This window comes from Chryseobacterium sp. WG14, assembly GCF_024586945.1.
In the GTDB taxonomy this organism is placed as follows: domain Bacteria; phylum Bacteroidota; class Bacteroidia; order Flavobacteriales; family Weeksellaceae; genus Chryseobacterium.
Genome location: NZ_JALCZD010000012.1, coordinates 142,714 through 161,256, shown reverse-complemented (window position 1 = coordinate 161,256; position 18,543 = coordinate 142,714). Strand labels below are relative to the sequence as shown.

Sequence of the window (18,543 nt, the reverse complement as noted above, 5' to 3'; positions counted from 1 at the left end):
TAAATAAGCATAACAATGAAAAAAATCAATATAATTATATTAATCTTGTCCGGAGCTTTTTTTATGTTGCTAAATGCACAGGTAGCTATCGGGAAAACAAATGTTGACGGGTCTGGGATATTAGACTTTGGAACAAGTACTACAACGATAAGAACAATCGTAATGAATCCTATTAACCTGCCAGCCTGTAACGGAGGTACCCGTGGTGCTATCGCCAGTAATGCATTGACAGGCCAGCTTGCAACCTGTAATGGAACCGTCTGGACAAACTGGGGGAGTGCTTCTACTCCTGTGACAGTAAGTGGAACAGATATAGGAGGAGGTGTTATCATAGGGGCGTCTACTTCAAGTGCCGTAGGCTCTTTAATTCTTGAATCAAATAATAAAGCACTTATTCTTCCAAAATATTCCTATCCTGATCTGCAGATTAAACTTCCCGTTAAAGGAGCATTGGTGTATGATGTAACCCGTAAAGCAGTGGTCTACTATAATGGTGCAAACTGGCAGGTTTTATAATAAAGGGTAGGGATTGTATTTGACACTGGTTTCCATTAATCGTAGAATTTTACAGCTCAGCTGTAAAATTCTACGATTCAGTTATATAAAATTGATGTAAAGATATTTTTCATCATACATTTGACCCAACAAAAACAAATTACTAACCTTAAAAACAATACGTTATGGAAATTTTATCATCCGGTAAAGAAACAATAGCTTACGAAAAAGCTTCAAAAAGAGTAAAAGAATTAAAAGAATTCTATGGCAATCTTAGTTCGTTCTGCGTGGTCATTCCTTTTTTGGCAGCACTGAATCTATTAACGGCTCCCGGGTATCTATGGTTTTTATGGCCAATGCTGGGTTGGGGAATTGGAATAGCTTTTCATGCCATCAGTGTATTCGGAATCGGAAAAAATTGGGAAGAAAAAAAGATCAGAGAATTAATGGCTGAGGAGAAAGGAAAAACAAAAACACTATAATAATTTAAAACATTTAAGAATCATGGATTACAATACAGCATACGAAAGAGTTAACAAGATCAGAAAGTTCTATAAAAGCCTTTTATGGTTTGGTATCATTGCAGGAATCATCCTTTTTAATGATTTTTTGAAAGATCATTTTGTAGGAATTAACCTATTCAGCGGACATATCTTTCTGGTGATATGGGCGGTAATTCTTACAGTAAAAGCAGTAAAGCTATTTGTTTTTGATGCTGAATGGGAGAAAGAACTCATAGAGAAAGAGCTTGGAAAAAACAAAAAGCCTATAGATTTTTAAAACTGTCTGCTTTTATTTAACTTTATTTCCTAAAATCTGAATTAAAACAAATAACCCGATGATCAGAACTGTCATTATCGAAGATGAAAAACCTGCTTCAAGAAAATTAGAAAGAATGCTAAGTAACTTTACTGATATTGAGGTAGTTGCTAAAATAGAATCTGTGGAAGAAGGGGTTGGCTGGTTCACGGAAAATGAACATCCCCAGCTGATATTTTCAGACATTGTTTTAGGAGATGGGCTGTCTTTCGATATTTTTGAAAAAATACCCACCAAAGGTTTTATTATTTATACAACAGCTTTTGATCAGTACACCCTGAAAGCATTTAAATTAAACAGTATAGACTACCTCTTAAAACCTATATTGGAAGAAGATCTTTCAGCAGCTGTGGAGAAATTTAAATCATTTATTCCGGCAGACAATACAACAGGCTCCCAAGATATCAAGCAGCTGATCAAAAAGGAAAAATCTACCCTTTCCAGAGTGTTGGTAAAGATCGGATACAACCTTAAGATTGTGCAGACAGAGGAAATAAGCTGCTTTTTCAGTGAAAACAAAATTGTATACCTCCAGACCCAGGAACGGACCTATCCCTCAGATTTTACATTGGATGAGCTGGAAGATATTCTGGAAGATAAAAAGTTTTTCAGAGTAAACAGGCAGTTTATTGTCAATTCTGATTTTATTAAAAATATCCATACTTCACCATATTATAAAGTGGACCTTACATTTCAGCCGGAGGATGAAATTACAGTAAGCAGAGACCGTGTCAAAGACTTTAAAGATTGGCTGGTAAGTTAGGCCTGTTTAATCCTGAAATTTGAATTTTTGAAATAGAACGGTAATATTTTCAGGCGTTTACAGGAATTTTTACGTAAATTTTTAACCAACTAAAAACATAACCATGGACCTTATTATTTTATTTTTTAAATTTTTCCTTGAGATCTTTTACCCTCAAAGTTAAACCGTTTCCTGCCTTTAAAGTATAGATTTTGAAGAGCTTATTGCCCGTAAAAATCACTGGCTGACTTTACAAACTCGTGAAACCCTTTAGTCACTTCTTTCTTATTTTTATGAGTGAGCGGGAAGGGTACCATATGAGAATATTCAAAAGGGAAATCCTTTATTTCAACTTCTACATCAATATCCCTGTAACCACCTTGTAGCGTATTCAAAGCCTCAATAGGAGGGGCAACGTCATCCTGTTTCAGTACATATACCTTTATCTGCGACTGAAGCTCCCGGATTCTGTCCTCCCTTTCTTTTTGGAAATAATTATATCTCAGCATTTTTTTAAACCAGCTTTCCTGCGGATGTAAATCCTCATTTTGGTAATGCTTTAACCGTTTGTCAGTCTTAAAATCTGAAATTAATAACTCCGTAAACGCAGACTGTACTTTAATGGCTGCCTGAGCATCCATAATATATTTTGAGATTGGAAACATTCTATCAATGGTCATTCCTCCACAGAAACAAAAAAGCCTGGACTGAGAAAAGTAGCCTTCGGGATCAGCCATTTTAATAATCATGGAAAGAAACGAGCCTATAGAATATCCAAATAAATCTAAACCTGCATCCGCAGCAATACTTTTTATTTTGTTGTTCTTAATGTCTTTTATTACTTCAATGATATCTGAATACGTCTGTAATCCTGACCAGAAAATCCTTTGCGGATGAGCCTCCAGCCTGGAACTTATTGCTGCATTTACAAAAGAATAATTAGTGTTTTCAGGATATCTTTTTCTCCTGAAATTGACAATATCTGTCATATGCTTGCGGTCACTCCAAATAGGATCAGCCCGGTTCATATGAAAGGCAATAGGAAACAGAATAATCGCCTTATGGGTTCTTTGAGCCAGTTCATAGGCCCAGGGCAGATATTTGTCCCACTTCTTTTCATTCAGCCCGTGAAAAAAAATAATACTTCCTTTCGCTGTTTTTATATCAGCCCTTTTAAGAATATAATACTCAAAATTTTGATTACAGCTGATGTCGAAATCCTTTGTATCTATCGATGGCTGATGATAAACCAAATAAGCATTCTCATTGATCTCCGGTTGAGGGTGATGTCTCAGGCATTCAGCAGTAGAAGATCCATACAGTAAACCTGAGGCTTTTGATAAAAAGGGGATAGACTCTATGGTCACATTTAAATCCTTTATTTCTGTAAACTCTTTTTTGGAATCAAAATGACTTTTCAAAACCTCATATAATTCATAATATTCCATAATAAGATAATTAAGGCTTATAGTTAGAACTATTAATGTATGTAATTATTACTGTAATACACAGATTTTAAGCGTTTAAATATATTCTAGGCATAGGAGAACATCCTTATACTGACTTTTCTATTTGTACCTCCAGACCTAATCTCTTATCCCGAATCTCGAACCTAGTGTTGATTTCGTTCAACTATCTGTAATCAATCCTGTTAGCTTCAGTATCTTCAAGCTGTTTTAATATGGTTTCCGGAATCTCGTCACTGTCTATCGGAAAGCTGATGGAATCTGAAATAAAGTTTTTCCGGTCTGCCTTCCTGAAAATTTCAAATAAGGCAATAGGTTCCTGATTGAAGCTGATACAGGTACTGATAAAGTGAAGTTCATGCAGTTTATAGTCAGGGTTTTTAAGCTTTTCCTTGATATCTTTAATTCTTGAAACAAAGTGTCTCTGCCGGATAAAAGTATTGCTGTTCATAATAATAAAAACATAATCTGAATAAGCGGTCACTTTCCCGAAATACTTATGGTGATCACCTCCGCTTCTCTCAACAAAATATTCTCCCGTAGTTTCAGATTTGTAGATCTCTGTCGCGGAACGCCAGATTCTGTCTTCTTTTGCCTGTAAAGGATTCTCGGGAAGATTTCTGTTATAAGAATACCAACAGCCCACTAAACGGTCTAAGAGAGTGGTATTCAGCACTGTATTATTCATATCAATTTTAAGATCATTAAAATTGAAAGCTTCTGTATTGGAATTAATGAAATCTATATAATTTGAATAACCCAGAACCCTGACAATCAGGCTTATCTTTGCCAGATTGGGACGGCTTAAAACGGCATTTTCATTGTGATGGTATTTCTTTAGTTTATTGATAATCAGATGCTCATAAAGGTAGTTTAACCCCAGGATGTCAGGGTCTTTTTTTATCTCTTTTTCAGCATAATCGTTGATAATGAGATCATTAATTTCAGCACTGATGTAAGACCATTCCGTTTTGGTAACGTCTTGCCAATGGTTTTTCTTTAGAAACTGCCGGCTTAAGAAGTTCATGAGCTTCTCAAGGTGTAAAATATCTTCTTTTTTCATCTGTTTATTTTCTTTATTCAGGTTTCAGATGGACTTCGAAATTCTGCAAGACTAATTTAAGATTTTTATCGATTCAAATGAGACTATTGAAAGACTTTTATATTTTAAAATCAATTGATATTTGAGTAGAAAAATTAAAATAAAGACAATGGAAACAAAAATGGTATTACAAGACGAATTTCTTTGGAACAGGATCCAGGGATTTTCCTTAGATGCTCCTGATGCCGATTTTCCTTTCTCAAAAAAGCTGGCAAAAGAAGAAAACTGGACTTTGGATTTTGCCCGAAAAGCAATTGAAGAATATAAAAAGTTTGTTTACCTCTGCTGTATTCTTCCCAATGGAGCCTCTCCAAGCAAAATAGTGGATAAAGTATGGCACATGCATTTGATTTACACCCAAAATTACTGGGAAGAGTTTTGTCCTCACATTTTAAAAAGAAAGCTTCATCATCATCCTTCAAAAGGAGGAACAAAGGAAACAACAAAACACCGGGATTGGTTTTCAGAAACCCTGAAAAGCTATAAAGAGATTTTCCAATTGGAAGCCCCAGCCGATATCTGGTTTCAGCAAAGAAAAAAGCAATATTGGAGCAGCTGGTGGAAGAGGCTTCGCTTCATACCGTTACTGATCATTCTTACAACACTGTCATCCTGTCTTGGTGAGATTGTCATCACACTGGGGTCGGTGATACTTTCAATAGCTGTCATTTTTATCATCAGTGCCATTGCTAATACATTTCAGGAAAATAAAGCTAAAAACGGCAATGATTCCGGAACAGGTTGTGGAGGAAGCAGCTGTAGCGGAGGAAGCAGTTGTGGAGGAGGCTGCGGAGGCGGTTGTGGTGGATGCGGAGGATGTGGCGGGTAAAAGTATCAATTAAAACAGTAATTATGAAAAAATATATCATCCATTTAGTTCCGTTTATCATCAGTTTTACATGGCTTGTGGAAGAATGTCAGACATTGAATCCCACTTTTTTAAAAGGTCCTGAATTTCTAAAATTATATATCTTTCTTTTACTGGGATTTTATGCTTCCATTTTTATGCTGAGGCTATTTCATGAAGCTGTTTCAAAAGTAACTTTTTATGGGCTGGCTTTCATTTTTGGATTAGGCATTTTAAAACTGATCAGGGGACTGATGCTGGGCAAGCCTATTGGGTTTTTAGTGATGATCCTGATCATTGAATGTATTGCAGGAGCATCAGTTATTCAATATTACTTCAAGAATAACACGAAGTAGTTGACTTAAAAAAAAATAAACCCGAAAACACAATAGCTTCGGGCTTATCTATATGACTGATTAAATGTCTTTCTGTTCTTTCCTTGTTGAGTGGTAGCCATATTTTCGGACCATAATAGAAGTAAGAACCATCAAAATGATACTTAATCCAATATTTGAATGGTCCGGATGTACAATGACCTGATACAGGTTGTAGCCAAAAACGGCAGATACCAAAGAGATTAGAATATAGTTTGCATAAGCATACAGTTTTTTTGCAGTCGTTTTCATAGGAATATTTTTTAATGTTATTTACTCAGTAAGTACAACAATTTGACAAACGTTACAGAAAAAAAAATCTCTTTTTTCATTACATCATTATTCTTCTCTGAAATACGAATTTTTATAGCCTCGCCTTGATAATTTTCCTTCAGAAATGGCATTTATTTTTTACAATAAGACAGTTTTAACATCAATATAATTCTGAAAAACATAAAAGAAAGACTTTTATATTTTTAAATCAAAAGACATTTGAGTAATAATACATAATAAAAATTATGATCATGGAAAATATTTTACAGTCAGTATGGTTTATCCCTGCAGTTATCATTCTCTTTGGTTTTGTTTTCTACAAATTCATACTAAGGGTTTTCTTCGGATTGGTAATTGTGCCGGAAGATAAAATAGGGTTGGTTACCAAGAAGTTTGTTTTGCTGGGAAAACAGGAATTACCGGAAGGACGTATCATTGCGACCAACGGAGAAGCAGGATTTCAGGCTCAGACACTTGCTCCCGGGATTTATTTCTGGAAATGGATATGGCAGTATTCTATTCACTTTCAGTCTTTTACTATTGTGCCGACGGGGCAGATAGGACTTATTTTGGCCAGAGATGGACATGAGCTGGAAACAGGCCGGATTTTGGGCAGAAAAGTAGAATGTGATTCTTTTCAGGATGCCGAAGCCTTCTTAAAAAACGGAGGCCGGAAAGGGCGGCAAACTGCCATCATTGCTCCCGGCTCTTATAGAATAAATACCTTATTGTTTGAGGTTTCACTTACGGATATGACACAAATTCCTGATAACGCAGTAGGCATTATCACTACTTTAGAAGGGAAACCTCTTGAAGAAGGGCAGATTGCCGGAAAAATAATCGGCGAGCATAATAAATTTCAGGATGTAGATGTTTTTTTAAATAGTGGCGGATATAAAGGTCTTCAGGAGCAGGTGATCCTTGCAGGATCTTATTTCCTGAACCCCTGGTTTGTAAAACTTGAAATGGTAAAGATGACTGAAATTCCGATTGGTTCAGTAGGAGTGGTCATCAGCTATGTAGGTGAAGAAGGAAAAGACTTGAGTGGAATAGAATTTAAACACGGCAATATAGTGGAAAGAGGCTATAAAGGAGTTTGGGGTGAGCCACTAGGACCGGGAAAATATCCGATAAATCCTTATATTATGAAAACAGAATTGGTTCCGACCACGAATCTTGTATTGAACTGGGCATCAGCGAGGAGTGAAGCTCATCAGCTGGACAAAAACCTTTCAACCATTACCGTTCGAAGCAAAGACGGATTTCCTTTCGACCTGGATGTCTCCCAAATCATTCATATCCCTTCCAATGAAGCCCCGAAAGTGATCGCACGCTTTGGAAATATGATTAATCTTGTTGGGCAGGTTCTGGAACCTACAATAGGAAATTATTTCAGAAATTCTGCTCAGGACAGTGATGTAATTGCTTTTCTCGGAACCCGTAAAGAACGGCAGCAGTCTGCCAGAGATCATATCAGCAGCGTTCTGGAACAATATAACGTTTCAGCAGTTGATACACTGATAGGAGATATTGTTCCTCCGGAAACACTCATGAAGACCCTCACAGACCGAAAGATTGCGGAAGAACAGAAAACAACCTTTGAAATGCAGAAACTGGCTCAAGAAACACGACAGAGCTTAGAAAAAGAAACTGCGGTTGCCGATATACAGAAAGAAATTGTAACGGCCGATCAGGGGGTATTAATTGCTGAAAGAGTAGCAGCAGCAGTGGTGAAAAAAGCCAATGGTGAAGCCGAAAAAACAAGGCTGCTTGCCAAAGCCAATGCTGAGCAGATCTCATTAATGGGTAATGCCGAAGCAGAGAAAATACTGGCGATTGGTAAATCGAATGCTGAATCATATAAGCTGTCTGTTGATGCAATGGGTGACGAAAATTTCACACAATTAAAAATTATGGAATCTATTGCCAATCAGAATGTAAAAATAATGCCGGATGTATTGATCGGTGGAAGCGGAGATGCAGCTAACGGAGGAATCAGTGGATTACTGGGACTGAAAATCCTGGAACAGGTAGAAACTAAAAAAATGATGACAAAAAAGCCTGAAAAAAGAAATTTTGACGATATGTCGACATAAAAACTGTAACTAAAAAAAGAACCCCGGGATAATACTCCGGGGTTTTATACTTTTAAATGATGTGGTTAATAGATCACACCACTTCCGATAAGTTCGTCATCGATATACCAAGAGGCAAACTGTCCTTCAGCAATAGCAGACTGAGCTTCCTCAAATTCAATGTAAAAAGCGTCCTCAAACTGATATAAAGTAGCCTTCTGCAAAGACTGTCGGTATCTGAATCTCGACATTACCTCCATGGATTCACCATTTTTCAGTTTCATGTCTTCACGTACCCAGTGCAGCTCGGCATTGTCTATTTTTAAAGCCTTTTTGTACAGTCCGGGGAAATGGCTTCCTTCACCTACAAAGATGATGTTGTTTTCCATATCTCTTGATACGATAAAACAGCTTTCTTTATGGCCGCCTATTCCAAGACCCTTGCTTTGTCCAATGGTGAAAAACTGAGCTCCCTGATGCTTTCCGATTACTTTTCCGTCCGCTTTTTTATAATCGATTTTTCTCGACAAAAATTGAAGCTCTTCCTCTTTGGAGGAAAATTCCGGTATTTCTTCTGAAAATAAAGGAGAATCTTTGAAAATTTCTACAATCTCCCCCTCTTTAGGCTTCAGCTGTTGTTGTAAAAACTGGGGAAGACTTACTTTTCCAATAAAACATAATCCCTGAGAATCTTTTTTATCGGCTGTTACCAATCCTATTTCTTTGGCGATTTCCCTCACCTGAGGCTTTGTAAGCTCTCCAATTGGGAACAACGCCTTTGACAGTTGGTCCTGGCTCAGCTGGCAAAGAAAATAAGACTGATCTTTATTATTGTCTTTTCCTGCCAAAAGATGGAAAATTTCTTTACCGTTTTTGTCAAAAGTGGAATTCACTCTTGCATAATGTCCCGTAGCTACCTTATCAGCACCTAAAGACATGGCTGTTTTCATAAAAACATCGAACTTTACTTCTCTGTTACACAAAACATCAGGATTCGGAGTTCTTCCTTTCTCATATTCCGCAAACATATAATCTACAATACGTTCCTTATAAAGCTCGCTCATATCAATCACCTGGAAGGGAATCCCCAGCTTCTGAGCAACCATTAATGCATCATTGCTGTCCTCAATCCAGGGACATTCATCTTCTAACGTTACGGAAGCATCATTCCAGTTCCTCATAAATAAAGCCACAACTTCGTGACCTTGCTGTTGCAGCAAATATGCTGTAACACTAGAATCTACACCTCCGGAGAGGCCTACTACTATTTTCATTTTATTTCAATTTTACGAAACTCTTAACGGGAGTTCTTAGTTTGATGCGGCAAAAATACAATTAAAAAAATTCGTAAAAAAACCATAATTTTAAACATTGATAAAAACGATGTTAAGATAGAAAACAAGACTAACGAAGTTTTTAACACTAATGCAGGAGGAAATTGATAAATTACCTTAGACAAAATATAGATACATATGAAAAAGTTTATTATTCCATTGATGCTGATATGCTCAGGATCAGTTTTTTCCCAGATTTCAGTCGGAACACCCACTCAGGAAACCAACAGATGGACTTTTGGAGGAGGAATAGGTGTGGGTTTTGGAAGCAACAGTTCTTTTTACCTGCAGGCATCTCCAAGAGTAGGATACAGGCTTACCGAAGATCTTGAAGGAGGAGTTGTAGGGAGTGTTTCATGGCAGACTTCAGATTATTATAAGTCTACGATGTTTGGAGTAGGCCCGTTTGTGAATTATTATATTGCAAGATCGTTTTATCTGGGAGCCAATTTTCAACATTATTTTATTAATTATAAAGACAAATACTACGATTATAAATACAATGAAGAAGAAAATGCGCTCTATCTTGGAGGAGGATATATGCAGAGAATAGGTAATAATTCTTTTATGCAGATCGGGTTGATGTATAATGTGCTTTATAAAGAAAATTCAAGTGTATTTTCAAGCGGGCTGATTCCTAATATAGGATTTGTAGTGGGGTTATAATGATGCTTATCTGCGAATGTAAAACCATATAGACGTTTGTACTTTCTTACCTTTAATGAAAATAGCCATATCAGAAAGGATGTAACGAAAACTTACGAAAAAACAAAAAGCATCGGAAATTTTCCGATGCTTTTTTATAAGTGTTAAATTCATTTATGTTAAGACTGGGGAGAAGACTTTTCAGCCGCCGTTTTCTTAGGCTTTGAAGTTTTTCCGATTAATCCGTCCTTGGCTTCGTTAACTTCAAGGACAACGGTTTCTCCTTCGTTCAATTGTTTATTCACAAGCATTTCTGCCAGTAAATCTTCAATGTATTTCTGAATTGCCCGTTTCAATGGTCTTGCTCCAAAATCTTTATCCCATCCTTTTTCAGAAATAAAGTCTTTAGCCTCTTCAGTTAATTCTACTTTATAACCTAATTTTTCAAGTCTGCCATAAAGCTTGTTAAGCTCGATATCAATAATTTTCTTAATATCATCCTGTACAAGAGAGTTGAAGATGACAATATCATCAATTCTGTTTAAGAATTCCGGAGCAAATGCTTTTTTAAGGGCATTTTCAATCGTACTTCTTGCTCTTGAATCTGTATTGGTTTTTTTAGCTGAAGTTCCGAAACCTACACCATCACCGAAATCTTTAAGGTCTCTGGTTCCAATATTGGAAGTAAGGATAATGATCGTATTTCTAAAATCTATTTTTCGACCTAAGCTATCAGTAACATGACCTTCATCGAGGATCTGTAACAGAATATTGAATACATCAGGGTGAGCTTTTTCAATCTCATCCAGAAGAACCACAGCATAAGGCTTTCTTCTTACTGCTTCCGTTAGCTGACCGCCTTCCTCGTATCCAACGTATCCCGGAGGCGCTCCAACCAATCTTGAAACGGCAAATTTCTCCATGTACTCACTCATGTCAATTCGGATCAGAGATTCATCAGATTCGAAAAGTTCTCGTGCCATTACTTTTGCAAGCTCCGTCTTACCAACCCCGGTTGTTCCAAGGAAGATAAAAGTACCAATTGGGCGGTTAGGGTCTTTAAGACCGGCTCTGTTTCTTTGAATAGCCTTCACTACTTTCTTCACAGCATCTTCCTGACCGATCACTTTTCCGTTCAGTTTCTCATCCATCTGAGCTAATTTATCAAGCTCATTTTTGCCCACTTTTGTTACAGGAACACCGCTCATCATAGAAACTACTTCCGCTACATTTTCTTCTGTTACGGTTTCCTTCTTCTCTTTTACATCTTTGTCCCATTTTTCCTGTGCTGCATTCAGTTCCATCTGAAGACGTTCCTCTTCATCCTTAAGCTTTCTTGCCTCAAGATAATCCTGTGCTTTTACCGCTTTCTGCTTCATTTCTTTGATATCCTCAATTTTCTTTTCAAAATCAATGATCTCAGTAGGAACTTTCATGTTCTTAATATAAACACGGGAACCTGCTTCGTCCATAGCATCAATGGCTTTGTCCGGTAAAAAGCGGTCTGTAATATATCTTGATGTCAAATTGACACACGCCAGAATCGCTTCAGGAGTATAAATGACATTGTGATGCTCTTCATACTTATCCTTAATCTGGTTTAGAATCTGAATGGTCTCCTCTATAGAAGTAGGCTCCACCATTACTTTCTGGAATCTTCTTTCTAATGCTCCGTCTTTTTCAATATACTGACGGTATTCGTCCAGCGTAGTAGCCCCGATGCATTGAATCTCACCTCTTGCCAACGCCGGTTTAAACATATTGGAAGCATCTAAGCTTCCCGTAGAGCTACCTGCACCTACAATAGTATGAAGCTCATCAATGAATAAGATGACATCTCTGTTTTTTTCCAGCTCAGTCATAATCGCCTTCATTCTTTCTTCAAACTGACCACGGTACTTTGTTCCGGCTACTAAACTTGCCAGATCCAAAGTGATCACACGTTTTCCGTAAAGAACCCTGGAGACCTTTTTCTGCTGAATTCTTAAAGCCAGCCCTTCTGCGATAGCAGATTTACCAACTCCCGGCTCCCCGATAAGAAGAGGGTTGTTCTTCTTTCTTCGTGATAAGATTTGAGAAACTCTCTCAATTTCTTTTTCACGGCCTATCACAGGATCTAATTTTCCATCTCTGGCCAAAGAAGTTAAGTCTCTACCAAAGTTATCCAATGTGGGCGTTTTACTTTTTGCAGAGCCTAAATTTCCTGTAGGCTTTCTCATCTGCTCAAATTCCTCTCTTTCATCATCATCATCATAAGCACTCATCTGTGGTGCCTGTCCGGAATTTTTAAGCATAGTCTGGTACTCTCTTGAAACACCCTCGTAGTCGATGTCATAAGCCCCTAGAATATTTGAAGTAGGATCCTCATATTTATAAAGAATGCCCAAAAGCAGGTGAACGGTATTAATTTCATTGCTTTTATACTGTCTGCATTCTAACTCTGCACGTTTAATAGCATGATCTGCCATCTTGGTGAAAGAAATATTGGTAACCTCCTCAGAAATAGGATTAAGACTTGCTGTATTTAGAGTTTCAATTTTTCTTCTGATTTGTGTTAAATCCGCATTAAGGTTTTGAAGGATTTCTTTTGCAGAGTTTTCCGTTTTTATAATACCTAAAAGTAGATGTTCTGTATTGAGAAATTCACTTTTCAGCCTTTTAGCTTCGCTTTTGCTTTGTTTGAACACCTGGCTCAAACCTTGTGAAAACTTATAATCCATAATATATCTCATTAGAATAAAAGCAACGTTGCTTTTATTCATTATCTAAATTACAAATATTTTACCAAAAATCAATTAATGACTTTATGGCAGAAAAAATTTTATTATCTTATTGAAAATGATTAAGTTTGTTATTCGTAAAAAATCCCCATGAATCCCGAGATAACTACTTATATTGGCTATTCTGCTTCCGTTTTTATTGTATTGAGTTTCATACTGAAAGATGTAAGAAAAATCAGAGTCGTTAATATGATTGGCTGTTTTTGTTTTGTCATTTATGGTATCTACAACGAGATGCTTTGGCCGGTTATCATTCCAAACGGGCTTATTTGCTTTATTCAGGTTTACCATTTATTGTTTGGGAAGAAAAGCTGATGAGTAAAAAAATCATTATATCTGCTTTCAGTAATTTGTATACCGATCAGCGCATTGAAAAAATATGCAGAACGTTGTATGAAAATGAATATCAGATAGATTTAATAGGGAACGACTGGAACGGAGCACGAAAAATGGAGCGCCCATATCCTTTCTCCAGGGTTCATCTGGGTTCAAAAAGCTTAAAAACAGCTTACTTTGAATTCAACTGGAAACTGTACCACCAGATAAAGAAAAAAGCAGATCAGAACACCATTCTGTATGCTAACGATGTGGACGCCTTGTTTCCCAATTATCTTCTTTCTCAGAAATTAAATATTCCATTGATTTTTGACAGCCATGAAATTTTTTCAGAAATGCCCGCTGTTCAGGGTAAAGTGTCACAAAAGCTATGGCGGTATCTGGAAAATACAATTATTCCAAAGCTGAAATTTATGATTACAGCAAGCGGAAGCTATGCCCAATGGTTCCAGAACAAATACGGAATACTTCCCGTAGTGATCCAAAATGCCCCGAGAAAATTAATTTTTGATATTGAAATTCCTGAAAATAACCCTAAAAAGCTTTTGTACCAGGGAGCAATCAATCCATTTCGTGGAATAGACAAAGTGATTCTTGCCATGCATCATCTTGATAATGTAATACTACACATTGCAGGCGATGGGCCGAAGAAAAAAGAATATGAAAATCTCGTCATTAAAGAAGACCTTCAGCATAAAGTAAAATTTCTTGGGAAATTAATTCCTGATGAGCTAAGAAATATTACGGTAATGGCAGATTGCGGAATGAGTATTGAAGAAAATGGAGGTGACAGCTATCTCTACTCACTGCCTAATAAAATTCTGGATTGCATTCAGGCCCGGGTTCCTTTAATTCTGTCAGATTTTCCAGAAATGCAGAATGTTAAAAAACAGTTTGATATAGGGGAGATTATTCAAAGCCACCATCCTGAACATATAGCCGCTGCTATTAAAAAGGTTTTAAACAAAGGCAGAGTCAATTATCAGCAAGAGCTTGAAAGGGCTTCAGAAGCTATATGCTGGGAAAATGAGGAAATAAAATTACTTCAAATCATCCAAAAGGCAGCTCAATAATTTTTTAAAACATTGAGGCAATCCTATTTAATTTTATACTTTTATCATTTATCAGCAATGATTTACAGGTTAAATTTAATGAAAATTGAATTAAAAAATTAAAAGTCTAAAATTAATTATCTTTGCAGAAAGAAATTGGATTAAAATGACCATTAAAGAAAAACAGCAGGAAATTATCGACGAATTTGCGTTTCTTGAAGATTGGGAGCAGAAATATGAGTATATCATTGACCTGGGTAAAGAACTAAAGGGGCTTTCAGAAGATAAGAAAATAGATGACAACCTTATTAAAGGCTGTCAGAGTAAAGTGTGGATTGATGCTGAGTTTAAAGAAGGAAAACTTTTCTTTAATGCAGACTCTGACGGAATATTGCCAAAAGGAATTGTTTCTCTCTTAGTGAGTATTTACAGTGGTCATTCTACCCAGGAAATATTAGATTCAGATTTTGAATTTATTTCAGAAATAGGATTACAGGAATTCCTTTCCCCATCAAGAGCCAATGGATTGATGGCAATGACCAAACAAATCAAATTTTACGCTGTTGCTTATCAATTGAAATCATAACCGTGACCAGAATTTTAGCATATCGTTTTTCTGCATTTGGAGATGTTGCCATGACGGCACCTGTTTTCAGAGAGTTTCTGGAACAAAATCCTGATGTGGAAATTATTATGGTTTCCAGGAAGAATTTTGAAGCCTTATTTGCAGGAATTCCGAATGTGATATTCAAGGGAATTGATCTGGATGAGTATAAAGGTTTTTTTGGGTTAAGAAGATTAAGTAATGAGCTGATCAAGGAATTCAGTCCGGATTATATTGCCAATCTTCATGATGTGATCAGAACTAAAGTCTTAGATAAATTTTACGCAAGAAGAGGCCTGAAAGTCTTTAAAATAGATAAAGGAAAGGAAGAAAAAGAACACCTTACAGATGTCTGGAACCTGAATAAAGTACAGCTGAAAAAAACAGTGGAACGGTATGCTGATGTATTCCGTGCTATGGGCTTTCAGGTAACGCTTTCAGAAAAGCTGAGATCTCTTTCCGGAAATAAATCGGGGATAGGTTTTGCTCCTTTTGCCCAACATAAGGGAAAAATGCTTCCTTTGGAAAAATCATTTGAACTGGCTAGAATACTGGCGCAAAAAAATACCGTCTATTTTTTTGGGGGAGGAAAGAAGGAAACAGAAACGCTTGAAAACTGGGAAAGTCAGATCCCTAACACGAAAAGCCTTTCCGGAAAGTTGAGCCTTACGGAAGAACTTCATAAAATAGCAGGACTGGAAGTGATGATTTCTATGGATTCTGCCAATATGCACCTGGCAAGTCTTGTAGGGACAAGATGTGTTTCCATATGGGGAGCAACGCATCCTTACGCCGGATTTTTAGGATTTGGACAAAGTGAAGACGACGTGGTTCAGGTAAAAGATCTTACCTGCAGGCCATGTTCTGTTTTTGGCGATAAAGAATGCTACAGGGGAGATTGGGCATGTCTTGAAGAATTTAATATCCAAAAAGTGATAGACAAAATCTGAAGACATGGAGCTTTCAATATGTATTCCCGTATTTAATTTTGATGTCCGTGAACTCGTCGTTGGGTTAAAAAAAGAAATTGATATCAATGGCATTGATGCGGAGATTATTTTGATTGATGACGCTTCAGAGACTTCTTTTAAACAAATTAACACTTCTCTTCAGGATCATGTTCATCATTTGATTTTTCTGGAAGAAAATATTGGAAGATCCAAAATCCGGAATCTTTTTCTTCAATATGTGCGAGGAAAATATCTTCTGTTTTTAGACTGTGATGTAAAGATCGACAGCAAAAAATTTCTTCAGAACTATTTGTGCCAACTAAAAAAGAAGCCGGATATAGAATTGATATACGGCAATTTTAAAATTGCATCTCAATACTCCAACACACTCAGAAACAGATACTCTGTGGAAAGAGAGATTTTTTCGGGAGATCAGTCGGCTGATTTTTCACTGTTTAAAACCGTAAACTTTATCATCAAAAAAGAGGTTTTCGAGAAATTTCCTTTTAATGAAGAGCTGACGGATTATGGCTATGAAGATTTTATTTTTGCCAAACTTCTTGAGCTGAATAAGGTAAAGTTTCTGGCAATTAACAACCCTGTCATTCATTTTGATGATACCACTAATGGCGTTTTTCTGAGAAAAGCAGAAATAGGCATGAATTCTTTATTCAAGCTTTCAGAAAGTGGCCAAAATAATGTTTTTATAAAAGATATCAAAGTGTATAAGGTCGCAATGAAATTAAGGCAATTAAAGCTGGCTTCTCTGTTTCTCTTTGCCTATGGAATTTTTGAAGATAGCATAAAAAAGAACCTTCTTTCGGAAAGCCCTCACATGAAGTGTTTTGATTTTTATAAACTGGGTGTATTGCTCAGGAAAATGAAATAACCTTTTATCCTTAAAACAAAAAAATCTCCCAGTTTCCTGAGAGATTTCTACATTAAATAGTTTTATTTGTACTCAATATTAAATAAGAATCCATTGTCAATAGCTCCGTTTTTGTCTCTACATAAAATCTGCAAAGTATTATTGTTTAAAATGCCATAGCCAAAAGAAGGCAGGGTTGTAATGCTTGCATCCCCTTGCTGGGCTGTAATCTGTAGACTTTGGATCGTATTGATAGTATGGGGCAATGTAATGAGGTAGATTCCCTGGCTGTATCTCATTGACGTTAATCCATTTGTTCCATTAGTATATGTTCCATCTGCATTGATACTCAGCCTTCCGGTATTATATTCTTTCTTTAACTTTATAATGTTTTTTAAGTTTAAACTGGGCCTTAAAACTTCATCACTATAATAATTAAAATCAGTAATTTCAAAAGATTCTGAATTCCAGGGAATATGCCAGGCTGGTTTACCTGCTTCCGGAATAAAACTATTACCAGCGAGAAATCCATTACCTGTCATATTTAAAACCTGGTTTCCCTGGGCTTCTGCTGCTACCAGAATATTATAATAGGTGTGGTGGTCATTTGAAAGACGGTTAAAGGTATTCCCGGTTATATTATGTACTCCCTCTCTAAGATTGGTTATTTTTATATCAGCCTCTCCTTTATTACCTTCAAAATAATTATTAATTGCATTAAGGCCAACAGTTCCATTGGCAGCATTAAATACAATATCTAATGGATTGCCGGAATTTCCTTCAAATCCACAACTGTCAAATTTTACATTGTGACAGTTTTCTAAATAGACGCCAGAAACAGAGTTTGAGTGAAATCCACAACTGACAAAATTTATTAAATTCGGAGGAGTAAATCCTCCAGGTTGCATTGAGCCTTTTAATGCTGTTTTGCACCATCTTGCATTGACTCTGGTTAACATACCCAGGGCTACATCATTAAATTCTATTCCATTACTAAACCTAAAAGCATCAATGTCTTCCAATTCAACATAAACTGCTTTTTCAAATTTAAGACCGGTTCCACCGTTGCTAATTCCTATATCTGGTCTTACAATTGAAAATCCTTTCATTTTTACGAACTGAAATTCATTCATTCCTTTGAAGTAAATGGCTGTATTGCATTCATTATTATTTTCGCTTTTTATTATTGTTACACCAATACCTGCTCCTTCAATTTCATAACTTTTTAGATTATTTGTTTGTGATATGTCTATTGATATTTGATTAATAATTTTAATAACTCCACCTGGAAGCTTTAATTTTGCTCTAAGCTTGATTGCTATATCAATTGCTTTTTGTAAGGGTAAAGTATCATCAGCTTGGCCATCAGCTTTCAATCCTATTTTTTTAATATTAAAAGAATTGTTTGCAGTAAATTCCGTATCAACATAATACGTGTTATCCTTCTTTCTATATATGAAGCTGTCTAGCTTAGAATCATCCATTAAACTGCCATCATACCAATATGCAGTTTTTTTGAAATTTACATTCTCAAAAGTATGGCTATCTATTAAGCTTACTAAATCATCCATTGGATAATTACTTGTTGGTGAAAAAAAATCATCCGTGTAAATCATTTGTTTTTGTATTAATTGTTAAAATATTTATTTTAGTCCTTTAAGTTTAACTCAAAGGTAGTAGGGGATAGCGTCAAAAGTTGACGTATTATTTTAAAATTATCTGAAATAACCTTTATTTTAACAAGTGAAAACAAAATGTAAGAGTAAAAGAAAATTTTAGAG

Annotated in this window: 19 protein-coding genes; 13 read left to right on the top strand and 6 right to left on the bottom strand. The window is 36.2% G+C overall.

Features of this window, described 5'->3' with window-relative positions; genetic code table 11:
• The first annotated feature begins 15 nt into the window (after nt 1–15).
• The 4 genes from MP478_RS18495 to MP478_RS18480 all read left to right on the top strand — a co-directional run bounded on the left by MP478_RS18495 (nt 16) and on the right by MP478_RS18480 (nt 2,077).
• A complete protein-coding gene (locus MP478_RS18495; protein ID WP_257201279.1) occupies nt 16–516 on the top strand; it encodes a hypothetical protein in 501 nt (166 codons plus the stop codon).
• 164 nt (nt 517–680) lie between these two features.
• Nucleotides 681–977 (top strand): 2TM domain-containing protein, encoded by a 297-nt coding sequence (locus MP478_RS18490; protein ID WP_257201278.1) that lies wholly within the window; start codon nt 681–683, stop codon nt 975–977.
• Nucleotides 978–999: 22 nt separating this feature from the next.
• A complete protein-coding gene (locus MP478_RS18485) occupies nt 1,000–1,275 on the top strand; it encodes a 2TM domain-containing protein (RefSeq protein ID WP_257201277.1) in 276 nt (91 codons plus the stop codon).
• Nucleotides 1,276–1,333: 58 nt separating this feature from the next.
• On the top strand, nt 1,334–2,077 hold the full coding sequence (locus MP478_RS18480) for a LytTR family DNA-binding domain-containing protein (protein ID WP_257201276.1): 744 nt from the start codon (nt 1,334–1,336) through the stop codon (nt 2,075–2,077).
• 200 nt (nt 2,078–2,277) lie between these two features.
• Here MP478_RS18480 and MP478_RS18475 read toward each other — a convergent pair whose 3' ends face one another.
• Both MP478_RS18475 and MP478_RS18470 read right to left on the bottom strand, forming a co-directional pair.
• The gene (locus MP478_RS18475) at nt 2,278–3,504 is read right to left on the bottom strand and encodes a DUF6051 family protein (protein ID WP_257201275.1); all 1,227 of its coding nucleotides are present in this window, start codon (nt 3,502–3,504) and stop codon (nt 2,278–2,280) included.
• A 184-nt stretch (nt 3,505–3,688) separates the two neighbouring features.
• Nucleotides 3,689–4,585, bottom strand: coding sequence for a hypothetical protein (locus tag MP478_RS18470; protein ID WP_257201274.1), 897 nt, complete (start codon nt 4,583–4,585; stop codon nt 3,689–3,691).
• A 148-nt stretch (nt 4,586–4,733) separates the two neighbouring features.
• Here MP478_RS18470 and MP478_RS18465 point away from each other — a divergent pair, with 148 nt between their 5' ends.
• Together MP478_RS18465 and MP478_RS18460 are read left to right on the top strand one after the other, a co-directional pair.
• On the top strand, nt 4,734–5,453 hold the full coding sequence (locus tag MP478_RS18465; RefSeq protein ID WP_257190106.1) for a hypothetical protein: 720 nt from the start codon (nt 4,734–4,736) through the stop codon (nt 5,451–5,453).
• A gap of 23 nt (nt 5,454–5,476) precedes the next feature.
• On the top strand, nt 5,477–5,827 hold the full coding sequence (locus tag MP478_RS18460; RefSeq protein ID WP_257201273.1) for a hypothetical protein: 351 nt from the start codon (nt 5,477–5,479) through the stop codon (nt 5,825–5,827).
• Between the two features lie 60 nt (nt 5,828–5,887).
• Here the strand turns inward: MP478_RS18460 and MP478_RS18455 are convergent, their stop codons facing one another.
• A complete protein-coding gene (locus MP478_RS18455) occupies nt 5,888–6,097 on the bottom strand; it encodes a hypothetical protein (RefSeq protein WP_257201272.1) in 210 nt (69 codons plus the stop codon).
• A gap of 272 nt (nt 6,098–6,369) precedes the next feature.
• Here MP478_RS18455 and MP478_RS18450 point away from each other — a divergent pair, with 272 nt between their 5' ends.
• Entirely contained in the window at nt 6,370–8,214 is a 1,845-nt protein-coding gene (locus MP478_RS18450; RefSeq protein WP_257201271.1) for an SPFH domain-containing protein, read from the top strand.
• A 65-nt stretch (nt 8,215–8,279) separates the two neighbouring features.
• Here MP478_RS18450 and mnmA read toward each other — a convergent pair whose 3' ends face one another.
• Nucleotides 8,280–9,467, bottom strand: coding sequence for a tRNA 2-thiouridine(34) synthase MnmA (mnmA, locus tag MP478_RS18445; protein ID WP_257201270.1), 1,188 nt, complete (start codon nt 9,465–9,467; stop codon nt 8,280–8,282).
• Between the two features lie 198 nt (nt 9,468–9,665).
• Between mnmA and MP478_RS18440 the strand changes: the two genes are divergently transcribed.
• Nucleotides 9,666–10,193, top strand: a complete 528-nt coding sequence (locus MP478_RS18440) for a hypothetical protein (protein WP_230033228.1) — start codon at nt 9,666–9,668, stop codon at nt 10,191–10,193.
• Between the two features lie 158 nt (nt 10,194–10,351).
• Here the strand turns inward: MP478_RS18440 and MP478_RS18435 are convergent, their stop codons facing one another.
• A complete protein-coding gene (locus tag MP478_RS18435; protein ID WP_230033230.1) occupies nt 10,352–12,892 on the bottom strand; it encodes an ATP-dependent Clp protease ATP-binding subunit in 2,541 nt (846 codons plus the stop codon).
• A gap of 150 nt (nt 12,893–13,042) precedes the next feature.
• Between MP478_RS18435 and MP478_RS18430 the strand changes: the two genes are divergently transcribed.
• The 5 genes from MP478_RS18430 (at nt 13,043) to MP478_RS18410 (ending at nt 16,783) form a co-directional block, all read left to right on the top strand.
• Nucleotides 13,043–13,267, top strand: coding sequence for a uroporphyrinogen decarboxylase (locus tag MP478_RS18430; protein WP_257201269.1), 225 nt, complete (start codon nt 13,043–13,045; stop codon nt 13,265–13,267).
• A complete protein-coding gene (locus tag MP478_RS18425; RefSeq protein ID WP_257201268.1) occupies nt 13,267–14,361 on the top strand; it encodes a glycosyltransferase in 1,095 nt (364 codons plus the stop codon). The genes MP478_RS18430 and MP478_RS18425 overlap by 1 nt, the downstream gene beginning before the upstream one ends.
• A 145-nt stretch (nt 14,362–14,506) precedes the next feature.
• Complete coding sequence (locus MP478_RS18420) at nt 14,507–14,926, top strand: SufE family protein (protein ID WP_230034228.1); 420 nt, start codon at nt 14,507–14,509, stop codon at nt 14,924–14,926.
• A 2-nt stretch (nt 14,927–14,928) separates the two neighbouring features.
• Complete coding sequence (locus MP478_RS18415) at nt 14,929–15,894, top strand: glycosyltransferase family 9 protein (RefSeq protein ID WP_257201267.1); 966 nt, start codon at nt 14,929–14,931, stop codon at nt 15,892–15,894.
• Nucleotides 15,895–15,898: 4 nt separating this feature from the next.
• Nucleotides 15,899–16,783 carry a glycosyltransferase family 2 protein gene (locus MP478_RS18410; protein WP_257201266.1) on the top strand — a complete coding sequence of 295 codons (885 nt, stop codon included), beginning with the start codon at nt 15,899–15,901 and terminating at the stop codon, nt 16,781–16,783.
• Between the two features lie 62 nt (nt 16,784–16,845).
• Here MP478_RS18410 and MP478_RS18405 read toward each other — a convergent pair whose 3' ends face one another.
• Nucleotides 16,846–18,378, bottom strand: coding sequence for a hypothetical protein (locus MP478_RS18405; RefSeq protein ID WP_257201265.1), 1,533 nt, complete (start codon nt 18,376–18,378; stop codon nt 16,846–16,848).
• Nucleotides 18,379–18,543: the final 165 nt, after the last annotated feature.